Raw genomic sequence first — 17,767 nt, 5'->3', positions numbered from 1 at the left:
TCCATTTGACGAGCCTGCCCGATCTTCCCGTTACACGCATTCTACCGCAATTGGATGAGGCGATGAACGCCCATGCAAGCGCGGTGCTCGTCGCGCCGCCGGGCGCGGGCAAGACGACGCTGGTGCCGATCCATATGCTGGATGCGAGCTGGCGCGGCGATGGCATGATCGTGCTTCTGGAGCCGAGGCGTCTTGCCGCGCGTGCTGCCGCGCGCCGCATGGCTGAGCTTCTGGGCGAGGAGCCGGGCGAAACGGTCGGCTACCGGATGCGTCTGGAAAGCAAGGTGTCGAACAGGACGAAAATCCTCGTCGTCACCGAGGGTGTCTTTGCCCGGATGATCCTTGACGATCCCGACCTCAAGGGCGTGGCGGCAGTGCTGTTCGACGAGTTTCACGAGCGCAGCCTCGATGCGGATTTCGGGCTGGCGCTGGCGCTGGATGTGCAGGCGGCCTTGCGCGACGATCTGAAAATTCTGGTCATGTCGGCAACGCTCGACGGTGCGCGCGTGGCAGCCCTTCTGGGCGATGCGCCGGTGATCGAAAGCGAGGGCCGGGCTTTCCCCGTCGATATTCGATATCGGGAACGAAAAGCCGACGAGCGCGTGGAAGACGCCATGGCCCGCAGCATTCGCGATGCGCTGGCGGAAGAGACGGGCAGTATTCTGGCTTTCCTGCCGGGGCAGGGCGAGATCGAGCGCACGGTGCGCCTGCTGGAAGATCGTGTGCCGGCCCATGTGATGCTCGCGCCGCTTTACGGGGCGATGGAAGGCCGCGATCAGGATGCGGCGATCAAGCCCGCACCGGAAGGCAAGCGCAAGGTGGTTCTGGCGACCTCGATTGCCGAAACCTCCATCACGATTGACGGCGTGCGCGTGGTGATCGACAGCGGGCTTGCCCGTCTGCCGAAATATGAACCGGCCACCGGCCTGACGCGGCTGGAAACCGTGCGCACATCGCGCGCCAGTGCCGATCAGCGGGCGGGCCGCGCCGGGCGAACGGAGCCGGGTATCGCCATTCGTCTCTGGCATCAGGGGCAGACGGCATCACTGCCAGCCTTTTCGCCGCCCGAGATTCTGGAGGCGGATCTTTCTGGCCTCGTGCTCGACAGTGCCGCATGGGGCGTGACCGATCCGGCAACGCTGAGCTTTCTTGACGCCCCCCCGAAACCGGCGCTGAACGAAGCCCGCACCTTGTTGCGGCGGCTCGGCGCGCTGGACGAGGCCGGGCGTCTGACTCCCGACGGCGAAGCCATGCGTCAGCTCGCCTTGCCCGCACGTCTTGCCCATATGGTGGCCGAGGCGGGCAAGCGCGGTGAAGCCTCAAAGGCTGCCGAACTCGCCGTGCTTTTGACGGAGCGTGGGCTTGGCGGCAATGAAACCGATCTCGACACGCGGTTTTCGCGCTTTCGCAATGATCGTTCTGACCGCGCCCAAAGGGCCAAAGGTCTGGCAAAGCGTCTTGCGGCCAATGTGTCTAATCAGGGTGCACCAGCAGGATCAGGGATCGGTCGCATGTTGATCGACGCCTATCCCGACCGGATCGCCAGAGCGCGCGGCCAGACCGGGCAGTTTCTGCTGGCCAATGGTCGCGGCGGGGAGGTGGATAGTGCGATCAGTCTCAGCCGTGCGTCCTGGCTGGTCGTGGCGGATATGTCGGGCAAGGCAGGCCGCGCGCGGGTTCTTTCGGCTGCCGAAGTATCGGAGGCGGAAATCCGGTCTGCCCTTGGCGACCGGATCGAGAGCGGGCGTCAGGTTGTCTACGATCCTGAAAAGAACGCGCTCAGGGCGCGTGAAGCCGTGCGCATCGGTGCCATCGCCCTTTCGGAAAAGCCTCTGTCGGCACCATCGGGAAGTGCAGCCGATGAAGGCGTAATTGCCGCCGTGCGCGAGCATGGGCTTGGCATTCTGCCCCGGAGCAAGGAAGCCGATATTCTGCGCCGCCGCCTTGGCTGGCTTTATCGCGGGCTTGGCGATCCATGGCCATCCATGGAAGACGAACATCTGCTGGAGACATTGGAAGACTGGCTGCTGCCCTTCCTGACCGGCGAAGCGCAGCTCGACCGCATTCCCGGTCATGTGTTGAAAAACGGCCTGATGAGCCTTGTGCCCTTCGATCTCCAGCGCAGCGTGGATCAACTTGCGCCGACGCATTTCACCGTGCCGACCGGCTCGCATATCCCGATCCGCTATGATGCCGAAGAACCGGTGCTGGCGGTCCGCGTGCAGGAATTGTTCGGTCTGGGCCAGCATCCGTCCATCGCCAATGGCAAGGTGCCATTGCTGCTGGAACTGCTGTCGCCAGCCCATCGTCCGATCCAGATCACCCGCGATTTGCCGGGTTTCTGGAAAGGCTCATGGGCCGGTGTCCGGTCCGACATGCGTGGGCGCTATCCAAAACATGTCTGGCCGGAAGATCCCGCCACTGCGGAAGCAACGCGCCGGGCAAAGCCGCGCGGGACGTAGAGCATTTCCAGCAAAACATGCATTAACCACCTGCGACCGGATAACGCAGTTCCGCTTGCATTCCTCTCTTCGCTTGCCCCATAAGGGGCAGGATAGAGGGACAGCAGACTATGCACGCAGAATTCGAAAATCGCGCTTCCAATCTTTCGCGTCGCCCGCGATTGACCACGCTGGTTCGCGTGCGCTGGCTCGCCATCGCCGGGCAGACGGCAGCCGTCATGCTGGTGGCGCTCTATCTGCAATTTCCGTTTGCAGTCGGTATCTGTTTTGCGCTGATTGCCTGCTCGGCATGGCTCAATCTCTATCTGGCCTTTCGCTTCCCGACCAATCACCGGTTGAACCCGGAAGCGGCAAGCCTCGTGCTGGCCTTCGATATTCTGCAACTGGCGGGCCTGCTTTATCTCACCGGCGGGCTGCAAAACCCCTTCGTCATCCTGATGATCGTGCCGGTCATCATTTCGGCCACTTCGCTCTCCGCCCGGCACACGCTGGCGCTGGCTCTGCTGGTCGTGGCCTGCACCTCTGTGCTTTCCATCCGGCATGAACCGCTGCCCTGGTATCCGGGTCAAGAGCTGAACCTGCCTTTCCTGTTTGTGATCGGCATCTGGTGCGCCATCACATCAGCACTGGGCTTTACCGGCGTCTATGCCTATCGCATTGCAGAAGAAGCGCGCCAGCTGGGCGATGCTTTGAGCGCTGCGGAACTCATTCTCCAGCGAGAACAGCACCTGACGGCTCTCGATGGCCTCGCCGCTGCTGCCGCCCATGAGTTGGGAACGCCGCTTGCCACCATTGCGCTGGTGGTGAAGGAAATGCAGCGTTCCTATGCCAAAAATCCGGTTGATACGGGGCTTGGGGAAGATATTGCGCTGTTGCATTCGCAGACGCAGCGCTGCCGCGAAATCCTGCAACGGCTGACCAGCCTCTCCTCGGAAAACGAGGAGCACATGTCACGTCTGCCACTGTCCTCGCTGATTGAGGAGGTGATTGCACCGCACCGCAATTTCGGTGTGGTCATTGATGTCCAGAAAGTGGAAGGGCCAAAGCCGGAGCCGGTCACGCGGCGCAATCCCGGCCTGCTTTATGGTCTCGGCAATCTGGTGGAAAACGCGGTCGATTTCGCACGCGGCAATGTCAGCGTCACCTGGGGCTGGACGGATAATCAGGTCAGCGTGACTATTCAGGACGACGGCGAAGGCTTCAAGCCGGAAATCCTCGACCGCATTGGCGAGCCCTACATGACCAGCCGCGACAATACCCGCAATGGCGGGGGGCTTGGTCTCGGGCTGTTCATTGCAAAAACCTTGCTGGAGCGTTCCGGCGCACAGATTGCATTCCGTAATCGAAGCAATCCGGGGCAGGGGGCCGAAGTCAAAGTGGTTTGGGCGCGTTCAACCTTCACGAGGGTGTAACGCGAAACCTCTTTTCAAATTTGTTTTTGCTCAACTTCTTGTGTTGTCTTTTAGAATTATTAATCAAATACAATGATTTATAGTCTCGCGCAAAATTCGGAGCCGTAGAAATTGCTTCAACGATTCAATGGCTATTTGACTTTTTGACGCAGGGGTATCAATAAGGGATCAAAAATACAGGCAGGAAGCACCCGATGGACGACTTGAAGCAGGAAGACAGCGAAGCCATAGGCAACGATCCCACCCTTCTTCTGGTTGATGACGACAAACCTTTCTTGCAACGCCTGGCGCGCGCCATGGAAAGCCGGGGCTTCCAGGTGACCACAGCGGAATCGGTTGAAGAAGGCATCGCCGCCGCCAAGGCAGCAGCACCCGCCTATGCCGTGGTGGATATGCGGCTGGGAGATGGCAACGGTCTCGACGTCATCGAAGCCATTCGCCTGCGCCGTTCCGATACGCGCGCCATCGTCCTCACTGGTTATGGCAATATCGCCACCGCAGTGAATGCGGTAAAGCTCGGCGCTATTGATTATTTGTCGAAACCCGCCGATGCGGATGAAGTCTTCGCCGCCCTGACCCGCCGTCCGGGCGAGAAGGTCGCGCCGCCGGAAAACCCGATGTCCGCCGATCGTGTTCGCTGGGAGCATATCCAGCGCGTCTACGAAATGTGCGAGCGCAATGTTTCCGAAACCGCACGCCGCCTCAACATGCATCGCCGCACCTTGCAGCGTATCCTCGCCAAGCGCGCTCCGCGCTAAGTGTGACGGGAAGCAATCCGGCTTCTGGCGGCTTGTATTGAAAGTTTAGTAGTTTCTTAACTTAGTGAAAAATCCAGTAAAGCCATGTGGTTTTGCTGGATTTTTTTATATATCGCAAATTTTAAGGCAATTTCACTGTATTACGATTCATTCTTAGGGGATTAATCTAAAGTTGAATATAAAAATCTATAATAATAAGGCACCTAGGGCTATTCGGAGGAGAATACTGCGCTTTCCTGGCCGCAGGCCTAGTTCTCTTGGGCCCGAATGCGCTATCTAACATTCAAGGCAACACATGACTGCTCATATTGATGCATCTTCAAGCGCGGCCGCTCGCCGGCGCGCGCTTATCGCCAGTTTGACTGGCAGTTCTATCGAATGGTTCGATTATTTTCTCTACGGCACTGCAGCCGCACTTGTTTTCAACAAGCTGTTCTTTCCTAATTTCGACCCCGTCGTCGGGTTGATGTTGTCCTATCTGTCGTTTTCGCTGACCTTCTTCATCCGTCCGCTGGGCGGCGTGATTTTCGCGCATATCGGTGACCGCATCGGTCGCAAGAAGACGCTGGTCATCACGCTGTCGCTGATGGGCGGCGCTACGGTTCTCATCGGCTTGCTGCCGACCTATGAACATATTGGCGTCTGGGCTCCCATTCTGCTGATCCTGCTGCGCATGGTGCAGGGGCTCGGCATTGGCGGCGAGTGGGGCGGCGCCCTGCTGCTGGCTTATGAATATGCGCCCGCCAACCGCAAGGGCTTCTTCGGCAGTGTTCCGCAGGTCGGTGTGACCATCGGCATGTTGCTGGCCACGCTTTCGGTCAGCCTGATGGTGACCCTGCCGGATGAATCCTTCATGGCATGGGGCTGGCGCGTTCCGTTCGTGCTGAGCGCCGGTCTGGTTTTCCTTGGCCTGTGGATCCGTAACGGCCTTGATGAAACGCCGGAATTCAAGCAGGCGAAGGAAAGCGGTAATGTCGCCAAGATGCCGCTGGTTGAAACGCTCCAGAACCATTGGCGCGAAGTGCTGATCGCCGCTGGCCTGAAGGTCGTGGAAACCGCACCGTTCTATATCTTCTCCACTTTCGTGGTGAGCTATGCGGTGAGCACGCTCGGCTTCGACAAGAGCGCGGCGCTGAATGCCGTGATGATTGGTGCGCTGGTCGCTTCGGTTCTGATCCCGACCATGGGTCTGGTTTCCGACTATGTGGGCCGCAAGACGGTCTATGTCGTTGGTTGCGTGCTGCTCGGCCTGTTCATCATTCCTTACTTCATGCTACTCGACACAAAGACCGTCTGGGGCCTGACGCTGGCAACGGTTATCAGCTTCGGCGTTCTCTGGTCGCCGATCACCGCCGTTCTGGGCACGCTGTCGTCGGAAATCTTTGCCACCAAGGTGCGCTATACCGGCATCACGCTTGGCTATCAGCTGGGTGCTGCTTTGGCTGGCGGTACTGCTCCGCTGATCGCCACCTGGCTGCTCGCCAAATATGAAGGCAGCTGGCATGCGGTTGCAGCCTATCTGCTGGTGACGGTGCTGATTTCGCTCATCGCAATCATCGCGATCAGCCGCAGCCGTTCGCGCCAGTAACCGGCAAAAACAAACATTTGAGAGCGGGGAAACCACATCGGTTTCCCCGCTTTTGTTTGATTAGAGCGCTTTTCGATCTGATTGCATCAAATCGAAAAGCGCTCTAATTCTTTGTTTTAGCGCGCATCTTCTCCGAAAACCGTTTCACCCTTTTCGGGATGCGCTTTAAAAATCGCCGCCTGGCATTTCCAGTCCGGAAAGCTCCGCATAGGTCAGGCGTGCCGCGCCTGCGCGGGCAAAGCGAAGCATCAGCGCCTTGCGTGTTGCGCCTGCCAGCTTGTGTTCGGGCGCATCGCGCATGATTTCCGCACCGTAGCCGTCGGAGAGAATGAAGCCGCATTCCTCCGGAAAAATCTCGCGGGGTACCGCCGGATGGGTGGCGAAAAACAGCCGGTCGCAATAGTCGCGATATTCCGGCCATTTGCGGTCGGCCTTCCAGTCCTCGATGGACGACTTGATCTCGACAATCCAGATTTCACCCTTGCGGCTGACCGCGATGAGGTCGGCGCGGCGGCCCGATGCGAGCGGCAGTTCGGGCAAGGTCGCAAGCCCCATATCCAGAAACAGGCGCTGCACACCACGGCGTACAAGCATGGCGTTGTCCGATTGCCGTCCGTCGGACAGGGGATGGGTCTGGTTGGGAATCACGATTGGCATGGCCGCATTTTGCGTGCGGTTGCAGGGCGAAACAACTGAAAACACGCGATTCTTTGTGGCGTTTTTCCAGTATTCGCGGGTGAAACAAGGCCAAAGAAGGCAAAAAAATGGCCTAATAAAGAACTTTTCAATTTACGGTTAACGCACAGTTAACAATACTGCCGCATCTTCAAGCATGAATGGGCGATTCGCTCCTTTTGACGGCACATTTGATTCTACCTTGGGGGAATGTATGAATTCTCGCGTCCTTAAGCTGACGACGGCACTTTTTCTTGCAGGCGCACTTGCTGGCTGCTCTACTGTCGGCGGAACGTTCTACACGGCCTCTTACTCGTCGGTTACCGATGCTGGCTATGTTGTTCCTGCCATTCCGAGCGAAAAGATACCATCGCAGTATCGTCGCCAGATCGTGAAGTATCAGACGGATGAGGCCCCTGGCACGATCATCGTCGATACCCCCGAAAAGTTCCTCTACTACGTTATGCCGGATGGCAAGGCGATGCGCTACGGCATCGGCGTTGGACGCGAAGGTTTTGGCTGGTCGGGCACGGCCCGCATTGCTATGAAGCGCGAATGGCCGACCTGGACGCCGCCATCCGAAATGATCAAGCGTCAGCCGGAACTGGCAAAGTTCCGCAATGGCATGGATCCGGGCCTCAAGAACCCGCTTGGCGCGCGTGCGCTCTATCTGTTCAACAAGGGCGGCGACACTGGCTACCGTCTGCACGGAACGCCGGAATGGTGGACCATTGGCAAGGCCATGTCGTCGGGCTGCATCCGTCTGATGAATCAGGACATCATCGATCTCTATGATCGCGCTGAACAGGGTGCAAAGGTCATCGTGAAGCAGTAAATAATACAATATCGGCGATACACGACATTAAAGTGGTGATCGTGTATCGCCGAAATTATTTTCAAATAATTTAAAGTCTATTTTCAGAGCAATGCGGGTAATGTATCTGCATAAAGCAGAATGGTATTTGAAATTGATTTCATGATGTGTATGCATGCATCCGGAAGCTCTTCTACATCTGAGCAACTTATAGGTATATGAAACATCATGTCCTCATTCTTGAAACATGAATGAATCTATACTTTTTAAATAATACCGCAATCACCATAGTTTGGTACATGATATGTGCGGTTATATCGCTTATGTGAAATATACGATATGCGCCCATGCCTGCATTGGCAGGGGGCTGACGACCCTCATTCCCGCGATTACATAAAAAAACGCCGGACTGATGATCCGGCGTCTTTCCTGATTCTCAGATTTTGAAATCAATCAGATCTGTTCAACCTGCTGGACTTCCGGAACGAAGTGGCGGAGCAGGTTCTGGATGCCGTGCTTCAGCGTCGCAGTCGAAGACGGGCAGCCGGAGCATGCGCCCTTCATATTGAGGAACACGGTGCGGTTTTCGAAGCCACGGAAGGTGATGTCGCCGCCATCCTGCGCAACGGCAGGGCGAACGCGGGTTTCGATCAGTTCCTTGATGGTTTCGACGATCTCGGTATCGGCCTCATCGAAGAACTCTTCATCGCCATGTGCGGCGGCGGCATCTGCATTGGCATTGCCAGCCATTGCCGAAGCGCCCGACATGAAATGTTCCATGATCGTGCCGAGGATCGCAGGCTTCAGGTGCTGCCATTCGCCATCGTCCTTGGTGACGGTGATGAAGTCATAGCCGAAGAAAACGCCGGTAACGCCAGGAACGGCAAACAGCTTGGCCGCCAGCGGCGACGTGTTGCCTGCGGTTGCAGCATCGCGGAAATCGGCGGTGCCTTCCGGCATGACCACCTTGCCGGGCAGAAACTTCAGGGTCGCCGGATTGGGCGTGGTTTCAGTCTGGATGAACATGCCAGTTCTCCGCTTTCAATTTTGGAACTGTTCTAATAATCGCGAAACTGCGCGGAAACAAGGGCTGTCGCTCTCAGGCGCGTTTCAGTTACTATCAATATAGGGTGATTGCACGGCAGTTGCAAATTCGTCAGGCGCTGGCGAAAAGGGTGATTTGCGAGCACCGGAGCGCCGGAAATTGCTCTTTGCAGCCCGGCATCACGAAGAATGCAACTGTTGTGTCAGGTCACCGCATCAATGTCGTCATCGGTCAACCCTGCGGGAACCACGGTGACGGGGATGGGAAACTGGGCGCGGCCAGCGAGCGATTGAACAAGAGGGCCGGGGCCTTCCTTGCCGGAACCGGCAGCAAGAACCAGAATAGCGATATCCTGATCCTCCTCGATCAGGCTGAGCAGCTCTTCGGCTGTCTGGCCTTCACGGATGCTCAGTTCGGGTTCGATGCCCTGATCTTCGCGCACAACAGCGGCGAATTTTTCCAACGCGGATCGTGCTCGATCCTGCGCTTCGGATCGCATGATTTCGCCAACGCCCAAAATTTGCTGGAAATCGGAGTCATCGATAACGAATAGTAGAATAAGCGAGCCGCTCGTGTTTTTGGCACGGCGTGCGGCATAGGCGACGGCGCGCCCGCATTCAGGCGTTTCGTCGATGACGGCTAGAAATTTGCGTCGGTGACCGGATTCCCGGCTCAGTCGTTTGGATACCATGGGCGCAATTTGCCATCAGGATTGGCCGCCCGCAAGCCAGCATTGTTTGCTGTGACCGTAAACGACAGGCGTTTTTTCTAAGCGCATCCCGAAAAGTGTGAAACGGTTTTCGGATAAGATGTGCGTCAAAGCAAAAATGAAGATTAGGGCGACCGCAAAAAAGCGGTCGCCCTTAGTGTCTGAATTGAAATCAGTTCTGCAACCAGCCGATGATGTCGCGCACATCGCGCATCGTCTTCTCGGCGAGAACGCCTGCGCGCTCGCCGCCATCACGCAGAACGCTGTCGATATGGGCCGGATCGGCCACCAGACGGCGCATTTCATGGGTGATCGGCGAAAGCTTGGTCACAGCCAGTTCGGCCAATGCCGCCTTGAATTCCGAGAACTGACGTCCGCCAAATTCGCCGAGGATATCTTCCTTCGACTGCGAAGCGAGAGCGGCATAGATGCCGACCAGATTGTCCGCTTCCGGACGACCGGACAGACCGTCTAGTTCCGACGGCAGGCCATCGGAATCGGTCTTGGCCTTGCGGATCTTCTTGGTGATCGTGTCTTCGTCGTCGATCAGATTGATGCGCGACAGGTCGGACGGATCGGATTTCGACATTTTCTTGGTGCCGTCGCGCAGCGACATGATGCGCATGGCCGGGCCTGAAATCATCGGTTCGGTCAGCGGGAAGAAGCCCGAAACCTTCTCGTCGCCCACCTGCATATCCACGCCGATACCAAGCGATGCGATACGGTCCGAATAGTCGTTATTGAATTTTTGCGCGATATCGCGTGTGAGTTCGAGATGCTGCTTCTGGTCTTCGCCAACCGGCACGGCGGTGGCGCGATAGAGCAGAATGTCGGCAGCCATCAGGCTCGGATAGGCAAAGAGGCCGAGCGAAGCATTTTCGCGGTCCTTGCCGGCCTTGTCCTTGAACTGCGTCATGCGGCTCATCCAGCCGATGCGGGCAATGCAGTTGAACACCCAGGCGAGTTCCGCATGCTGCATGACGCGGCTCTGGTTGAAGACGATGCTCTTCTTCGGATCGATGCCCGAAGCCAGAAACGCCGCCGTCACTTCACGGGTAGATTGCAGCAGTTCAGCCGGGTCGGGCGACACGGTCAGCGCGTGCATGTCCACGACGCAATAGATGCATTCCTCGGTCTTCTGGACCTCTACCCACCGCTTGATCGCCCCCAGATAATTGCCGAGGTGAAGATTTCCGGTCGGTTGGACGCCGGAGAAGATAAGCGGTTTGAACGTGCTCATGGCTGTTTCCTAAAAAAAGCATTTCCAGCGAAAGTGGGTACCGGTTTCGCGTTCGGAAATGCGGGGCGTAAACTCCCCTGCCGGTGGAGAGCAGGGGGCTTTGACGATGGGGCGTGTTTTCGCAGAGACGAAGAGGCGTTTCAAGGACAATTATGCGTCACTCTCGGGCTCTTTCTTGACCGCGCCGCGTTTGACATTGCGACGGATCATGCCGGTATTTGCACCGCCGAGACCGAAGGCGAGGCCGAAATAGACGATCATCGCGGCAACCACCATGGCGCAGACCGTACCGGCCCGAACCGCAAAAGGAGCGGCGGAAGAAAGCTCATAGGCGAAATGGCCGATGGCATAATGAATGCCGAATGCCATCACGCCCGCCGCGATCAACAGGCGCGGGATGCGGGTGAGAAGCGGAATATCCTGCCCCCAATGGCCGCGCTTCACCAGCGTTGCAAAGAGCAGAACGGCATTGACCCAGCCAGCCACGATTTCTGCCGTGGCGATGCCGGTCGGGCCGAGGCGCGGGAACAGCGTGACCGCAAGCGAGACATTCACGGCAACGGAAATGGCCGCGAAGATCATCGGCGTGCGCGTATCCTCGCGGGCAAAGAAGCCCGGAATGAACGCCTTGATCAGCACGAAAGCGGGCAGGCCGAGACCGTAAATCGCCAGAATATTGGAAACCACGATTGTAGAATCCGGGCTGAATTTGCCGCGTTCGAACAACAGCCGCACGATGGGTTCCGACATGACGAGAAGCGCTGCCGCTGCGGGTAATGTGAGAAACAACGTGAACTCGACCGACCGGTTTTGCAGGTTCGATGCTTCCTTCATGTGGCCGCCACGCAAGGCGCGCGACAGCTCCGGCAGTAATACGGTGGCAACCGCAATGCCCACCACGCCCAGCGGCAGCTGATAGATGCGGTCGGCATAGACCAGCGAGGAAACCGCGCCTTCCATGCCGGAAGCGATATTGGTGTTGATGAGCAGGTTGATCTGCGTGATGCCGCCGGTAATCGCGGCAGGCAGGGCCAGCACCAGCAGTCGCTTGACGTTGGACGTCAGGCGCGGGCGGCGGAAGCCGATCTTGATGCCTGCATTGCGCACCGCAAGCCAGACGATGGCAAGCTGCACCAGACCTGCCGCCATGACGCCCCAGGACAGGCCATAGCCCACGGCCAGCGCGTCGTAGCCGCGCCACCAGGCCAGCGCCAGCACGCCGATTAGGATGATGTTGAGGAAAACCGGCGCTATCGCCGCTGCAAAATAGCGGTGCAGCGAATTGAGCATGCCGCCCATCATGGCCGCCAGCGACATGCAGGCGAGATAGGGGAACATGATAGTGGCGAGCCGCACCGTATTGTCGAACTTGACCGGATCGTCCATGAAGCCCGGCGCAATGACGGTGCGTACGATGAATGGCATTGAAAGTTCCATCACGATGGTGATGAACAGCAGCACCGTGAACAACACGCCGAACACTTCTTCGGAGAAGCGGCGGGCGCCGTCCATGCCGTTCTTTTCGATTTCCTTGGCGAAAAGCGGCACGAAAGCGGAGTTGAATGCGCCTTCGGCAAACAATCTCCGGAACGTGTTCGGAAAGCGGAATGCTGCGTTGAAGGCATCGGCCACCGGGCCGGTGCCGAGCGCTGCCGCCATGAACATCTCGCGTGTGAAGCCGAATATGCGGCTCATCAGCGTGCCGGATGCCACCGTGGCGAACTTTTTGACCAGACTCATGCTTTTGAGAAACCTAACTTATGCTGCAGCCTGCGACGAGCGGCCATTGGCCTTGCTGCCGTTTTCGCCGCTGAGCAGTGCAAGAACCTTGCGCCGGATATTGCCCTGGCGGGTGGCGTTGGAAATCTTGTGACCCACGAGGTCCGTTACATAAAAACTGTCGATGACCTTTTCACCGAAGGTCGTGATATGCGCCGAAGCAATATCCAGCGACAGGTCAGAAATGAGGCCGGTCAGTTCCGACAACAGGCCGGGACGGTCCAGCCCTTCCACTTCGATGACCGAGAACTTGTTCGACAGCGTGTTGTTGATCTCGACACGCGGCTCCACGGTGAAGGCCTTGGCGTTCTTTTTCGGCTTGGTGCGCTTGGCCAGCACATCGGGCAGATGCGCCTTGCCGGAAAGCACGTCTTCGATCACCTTGCCCACGCGTTCGGCGCGGCGGCGTTCATCCTCGTCGAGATCGAATTCGCGGCTGATCAGGATCGTATCGAGCGCACGTCCGTCACCGGTGGTGAAGATCTGAGCATCGACAATATTGCCGCCTGCGGCAGCACAAGCGCCGGTGATGATCGACAACAGGCGCGGGTGATCGGGCGCCAGAACGGTGATTTCCGTCACGGCCTCGAAGCTCTGCGGCTTGGCCATGGTGGCAAGCGCGCGACCTTCCCGGTCGGCTTCGCGGATGAAATGCGCATGGCGCACCTGATCGTCGAGGCTGACGGTCAGGAAATAGTTGATGTAATGCAGGCCAAGATAGGCGTCGCGCTCGGCGGCTGGCCAGTCGGCAAGCTTTTCGGCCAGTGCTTCACGGGCTTGCCGGTCGCGGTCGGCGCGCGAAAGCTCGGAGAAACCGCCGGTCAGCACCAGTTCGGTTTCATAGAAAAGCGTGCGCAGAAGCTGGCCCTTCCAGCCGTTCCAGACGCCGGGGCCAACCGCCTTGATGTCGCAAACAGTCAGGATCAGCAGCAGCTTCAGCCGTTCCATCGTCTGCACCGTATCGCCAAAGTCGATGATCGTCTTGCGGTCGTTGAGATCGCGCGACTGGGCCACCATGCTCATGGTCAGATGCTCGCGCACCAGCCATTCCACGGTTTCCGTCTCGGAAGGGGTGAGGCCGAAGCGCGGGCAAAGCCTGCGGGCTATGCGCGCCCCGGCAATCGAATGATCTTCCGGGCGTCCCTTGGCGATATCGTGCAGGAGAAGCGCCACATAGAGCAGGTTGCGGTCACGCTTGATCGTGGTGATCAGATGGTTGGAAAGCGGATGCTCGTTTTCCAGTTCGCCATGCTCAATTTCCGACAGAACGGCAATGCAGCGCAGCAGATGCTCGTCCACGGTATAGTGGTGATACATGTTGAACTGCATCATGGCGACAATCTTGCCGAAATCCGGAATGAACTTGCCAAGCACGCCGGATTCGTTCATGCGGCGCAGGATCAGTTCGGGATTGCGCGGCGATGTCAGAACGTCGAGGAAAAGCTTGTTGGCTTCGGGGTTCTCGCGCAGATCGCCATTGATGAGTTTCAGCGAGCGGGTGAGCTGCTGCATCGCTTCCGGGTGAAATTCCAGCCCATGCTTGTCGGCGAGCTGGAAGATGCGGATGATATTGACCGGGTCTTCCGAAAACACGTCGGGGCGCGCCGTGTTGATGCGGTGATTTTCGGAGACGAAATAGCCATCCGTCGAAAGCTTGCGCTTGCGGCGCGAAAAGGTGAGGAAAATGCGGTTGAAGCCCGGCACATGCTTGGCCTGCTGCTCCTCGAGTGCGGCGCAGATGATGCGGGTCAGGTCGCCCACATCCTTCGCCACGAGGAAGTAGTGCTTCATGAAGCGTTCGACATGGTTCTGGCCGGGATGCGCGGTATAGCCGAGGCGCTGGGCGATTTCCGGCTGAATGTCGAAGGAGAGGCGCTCTTCCGCTTTCAGCGTCGCAAAATGCATGTGGCAGCGCACGGCCCAAAGAAAATCTTCCGCCTTGTTGAAAATGCGCAATTCGGCACGCGACAGCACGCCGAGCTTGACCAGCTCTTCCTTGGTTTTGACACGGTAGAAATATTTGGCGATCCAGAACAGCGTATGCAGGTCGCGCTGGCCGCCTTTGCCTTCCTTGACATTCGGCTCCACCAGATAGCGCGTTTCGCCCGCCTTGCGGTGGCGTTCGTCGCGCTCGGCAAGCTTGGCCTGAATGAATTCCGGCCCGGTATCCTTGACGATTTCCTCATCGAAGCGGGTGACGAGCGCGGTGAACAGATCCTTGTTGCCGGTAAGAAAACGCGCATCGAGAATGGCGGTGCGGATCGTCATGTCTTCGCGCGACAGGCGGATGCATTCATCGATATTGCGCGTGGAGTGGCCGACTTTCAGCCCCATGTCCCAGAGCATATAGAGCATATATTCGACGACCTGCTCGCCCCACGGGGTCTGCTTGTAGGGCAGCAGGAACAGGAGATCGATGTCGGAACCCGGCGCCAGTCCGTTGCGTCCGTAGCCGCCGACCGCGACGATGGCCATGTTTTCCGCCTTGGACGGATTGACCATCGGATAGACCTTGGTGGTGGCAAATTCGAACAGCACCTCGATCAGCGTGTCCATGAGATAGGAGAGGCGTCGCGCGCAGAGCGTGCCGCCGCCGTCCTTCATCAACAGGCCTTCCGCATTGGCGCGACCGCGCACCAGCGCATCTTTCAGCGCCTGCAACACCACCTTGCGCACCGGAAGGCTCGTGTAACTTTCGTCGGTCGAATCCGCCAGCTCGTTGAGCTTGCGACGGAGCGTATCGGGATTGACGATCTCTTCCAGCTTCAGGTCGTGTGCGCTCATGCGGCTTGCAGGTCCGGCTTTTCGGGAAAGGAATTGCGGTGACGGCGATAACGTATAACCGCTTTTAAACAGGATGAATATGCAAAAGCAAAGGCCGGGTTTCCCCGGCCTTCTCATGCATCATTTCTAATATTTAGTTCGTCGCATTATAGGCGGCGATGGCCGCCATATTGACGATATCGGAATCCTTGGCTCCGATGCTGACGATCTGTGCCGGCTTGTCGAGACCGACCAGCAGCGGGCCGATAATGGTCGCGCCGCCCAGTTCCTGCAGCATGTCGGCGGCAATGGATGCCGAGTGATTGTCAGGGGTCACGATGACATTGGCCGGGCCCGACAGGCGGATGAACGGATATTGTTCCATCAGCTTCGGGTTCAGCGCCACATCAGCGCTCATCTCACCGTCGAATTCGAAATCGACATGACGGGTATGGAGAATGCGCACTGCTTCCTGAATACGGGCAGAGGTTTCGCCGCCCATATGGCCGAAGGTCGAGAAGGCGGTGAGTGCAACGCGCGGAACATAGCCCATGCGGCGCGCCATGCCTGCGGCTTCCACAGCAATATCGGCAAGCTCGTCTGCTGTTGGCTTCTCGTGCACGGCGGTATCCGCGATGAACACGGTGCGACCGCGGCAGAGCGCGATGGACACGCCGACCACGCGATGGCCTGGCTTGGAATCGACCACGCGGCGCACATCGTCGAGGCCGGTAGCATAATTGCGGGTCACGCCCGTCACCATGCCGTCGGCATCGCCCAGCGCCACCATGCAGGCCGCAAAATGATTGCGGTCATTGTTGATGAGGCGATGGCAATCGCGGGTCAGATAGCCCTTGCGCTGCAATTTCTCATAGAGATAGTCGGCATAGGCCGAATTGCGGCTGGACAGACGCGCATTGATGATCTCGATGCCGGGGCGCTCGATATCCATACCGGCGGCTTTGGCGGTTTCCTTGATGCGCTCGTCGCGACCGACGAGAATGGCTGTGCCCAAGCCCTGATTCACATAGGAAACAGCGGCGCGCATGACCTGTTCTTCTTCACCTTCGGCAAAGACGATACGCTTTGGCTGGCGGCGCACGCGCTCGTAAATGCCGCGTAGCGTCGAGGCGATCGGGTCGCGACGCGCCGACAATTCACGCTTGTAGCCTTCGATGTCGGTGATGATGTGGCCTGCAACGCCGGTTTCAATCGCGGCCTTGGCAACGGCTGCGGAAACCGAGGCAAGCAGACGCGGATCGAATGGCACCGGAATGATGTAGCTCGGGCCGAAGCGCGGACGGCTGCCCTGATAGGCGGCGACCACATCGTCCGGCACGTCTTCGCGGGCAAGTTCGGCCAGCGCATTGACGGCGGCGATCTTCATCGCATCGTTGATGGTCGTGGCGCGCACATCGAGCGCGCCGCGGAAAATATAGGGGAAGCCAAGCACATTGTTGACCTGGTTCGGATAGTCCGAGCGACCGGTGGCGACGATGGCATCATCGCGAATGCGGGCGACTTCTTCCGGGGTGATTTCCGGGTCGGGATTGGCCATCGCGAAGATGATCGGGTTTGGCGCCATGGCGCGCACCATTTCTTCGGTCAGGGCGCCCTTGGCGGAGAGGCCGAAGAACACATCGGCATCCTTCAGCGCGTCAGTCAGCGAACGGCGGTCGGTCTTCACCGCATGCGCCGATTTCCACTGGTTCATGCCTTCTTCACGGCCCTGATAGACGACGCCCTTGGTGTCGCACAGGATGATGTTTTCCGGCGCAAAGCCCATGGCCTTGATCAGTTCGATACAAGCGATACCCGCCGAACCCGCGCCATTGCAGACGAGCTTGGTCGTCTTCATGTCGCGTCCGGTCAGATGCAGCGAATTGATCAGACCGGCGGCAGCGATGATCGCGGTGCCGTGCTGGTCGTCGTGGAAAACCGGAATGTCCATCAGTTCGCGCAGGCGCTGCTCAATGATGAAGCAGTCGGGCGCCTTGATGTCTTCCAGATTGATGCCGCCGAAGGATGGTCCAAGATAGCGCACAGCATTGATGAAGGCGTCGATGTCGGTCGTATCGACTTCAAGGTCGATGGAATCGACATCGGCAAAGCGCTTGAACAAAACGGCCTTGCCTTCCATGACCGGCTTCGACGCCAGTGCGCCGAGATTGCCGAGGCCGAGAATGGCTGTGCCGTTGGAAATGACGGCGACGAGATTGCCCTTGGCCGTATAATCATAAGCGCGCGCGGCATCTTCCGCGATGGCCTTGACCGGCACGGCGACGCCCGGCGAATAGGCGAGCGACAGGTCGCGCTGCGTGGTCATGGGCTTGGTGGGGTTGATTTCCAGCTTGCCTGGGCGGCCCTGCGCGTGAAAGTCGAGCGCTTCTTTCTCACTGGCTGTGGGTGTGCGTTCTGGCGTGTTGCCCTTCGGCGTAGAGACTGGCATGTTCCCTCCGGAATCTTGTGCGGTCGCATTCGATAGCGCCAGTCTGGAAATGTGTAAACAGCGCTTTTTGGAA

General features: G+C 58.4%; 12 protein-coding genes. 5 read left to right on the top strand and 7 right to left on the bottom strand.

Annotated features, from left to right (window positions below; translation table 11 throughout):
* Positions 1–5: 5 nt before the first annotated feature.
* The 4 genes from hrpB (at position 6) to FGI60_RS03105 (ending at position 6,220) form a co-directional block, all read left to right on the top strand.
* Positions 6–2,462, top strand: coding sequence for an ATP-dependent helicase HrpB (gene hrpB, locus FGI60_RS03120; RefSeq protein ID WP_138783912.1), 2,457 nt, complete (start codon positions 6–8; stop codon positions 2,460–2,462).
* A gap of 110 nt (positions 2,463–2,572) precedes the next feature.
* A complete protein-coding gene (locus FGI60_RS03115) occupies positions 2,573–3,874 on the top strand; it encodes an ActS/PrrB/RegB family redox-sensitive histidine kinase (protein WP_138783911.1) in 1,302 nt (433 codons plus the stop codon).
* A 194-nt stretch (positions 3,875–4,068) separates the two neighbouring features.
* A complete protein-coding gene (gene regA, locus FGI60_RS03110) occupies positions 4,069–4,632 on the top strand; it encodes a global response regulator transcription factor RegA (RefSeq protein WP_078339656.1) in 564 nt (187 codons plus the stop codon).
* Positions 4,633–4,927: 295 nt separating this feature from the next.
* Positions 4,928–6,220: an MFS transporter gene (locus FGI60_RS03105; protein ID WP_078339655.1), complete on the top strand. Its 1,293-nt coding sequence runs from the start codon at positions 4,928–4,930 to the stop codon at positions 6,218–6,220.
* A gap of 165 nt (positions 6,221–6,385) precedes the next feature.
* Here the strand turns inward: FGI60_RS03105 and FGI60_RS03100 are convergent, their stop codons facing one another.
* Positions 6,386–6,877 carry an MmcB family DNA repair protein gene (locus FGI60_RS03100; protein ID WP_138783910.1) on the bottom strand — a complete coding sequence of 164 codons (492 nt, stop codon included), beginning with the start codon at positions 6,875–6,877 and terminating at the stop codon, positions 6,386–6,388.
* A gap of 232 nt (positions 6,878–7,109) precedes the next feature.
* Here FGI60_RS03100 and FGI60_RS03095 point away from each other — a divergent pair, with 232 nt between their 5' ends.
* On the top strand, positions 7,110–7,730 hold the full coding sequence (locus tag FGI60_RS03095; RefSeq protein ID WP_138783909.1) for a L,D-transpeptidase: 621 nt from the start codon (positions 7,110–7,112) through the stop codon (positions 7,728–7,730).
* A gap of 432 nt (positions 7,731–8,162) precedes the next feature.
* Here FGI60_RS03095 and FGI60_RS03090 read toward each other — a convergent pair whose 3' ends face one another.
* The 6 genes from FGI60_RS03090 to FGI60_RS03065 all read right to left on the bottom strand — a co-directional run bounded on the left by FGI60_RS03090 (position 8,163) and on the right by FGI60_RS03065 (position 17,694).
* Positions 8,163–8,735, bottom strand: a complete 573-nt coding sequence (locus FGI60_RS03090) for a NifU family protein (RefSeq protein ID WP_138783908.1) — start codon at positions 8,733–8,735, stop codon at positions 8,163–8,165.
* A gap of 221 nt (positions 8,736–8,956) precedes the next feature.
* On the bottom strand, positions 8,957–9,445 hold the full coding sequence (locus FGI60_RS03085; protein WP_078339652.1) for a universal stress protein: 489 nt from the start codon (positions 9,443–9,445) through the stop codon (positions 8,957–8,959).
* A gap of 190 nt (positions 9,446–9,635) precedes the next feature.
* Complete coding sequence (gene trpS / locus FGI60_RS03080) at positions 9,636–10,703, bottom strand: tryptophan--tRNA ligase (RefSeq protein ID WP_078339704.1); 1,068 nt, start codon at positions 10,701–10,703, stop codon at positions 9,636–9,638.
* Positions 10,704–10,853: 150 nt separating this feature from the next.
* Positions 10,854–12,443, bottom strand: a complete 1,590-nt coding sequence (murJ, locus tag FGI60_RS03075) for a murein biosynthesis integral membrane protein MurJ (protein ID WP_138783907.1) — start codon at positions 12,441–12,443, stop codon at positions 10,854–10,856.
* An 18-nt stretch (positions 12,444–12,461) separates the two neighbouring features.
* A complete protein-coding gene (locus tag FGI60_RS03070) occupies positions 12,462–15,266 on the bottom strand; it encodes a [protein-PII] uridylyltransferase (RefSeq protein ID WP_138783906.1) in 2,805 nt (934 codons plus the stop codon).
* A gap of 133 nt (positions 15,267–15,399) precedes the next feature.
* Complete coding sequence (locus FGI60_RS03065; protein WP_138783905.1) at positions 15,400–17,694, bottom strand: NADP-dependent malic enzyme; 2,295 nt, start codon at positions 17,692–17,694, stop codon at positions 15,400–15,402.
* Positions 17,695–17,767: the final 73 nt, after the last annotated feature.

The sequence above is a fragment of the Brucella haematophila genome (assembly GCF_005938105.1).
GTDB classification, from domain to species: Bacteria; Pseudomonadota; Alphaproteobacteria; order Rhizobiales; family Rhizobiaceae; genus Brucella; species Brucella haematophila.
This window is presented reverse-complemented; position numbering and strand designations above follow the sequence as displayed.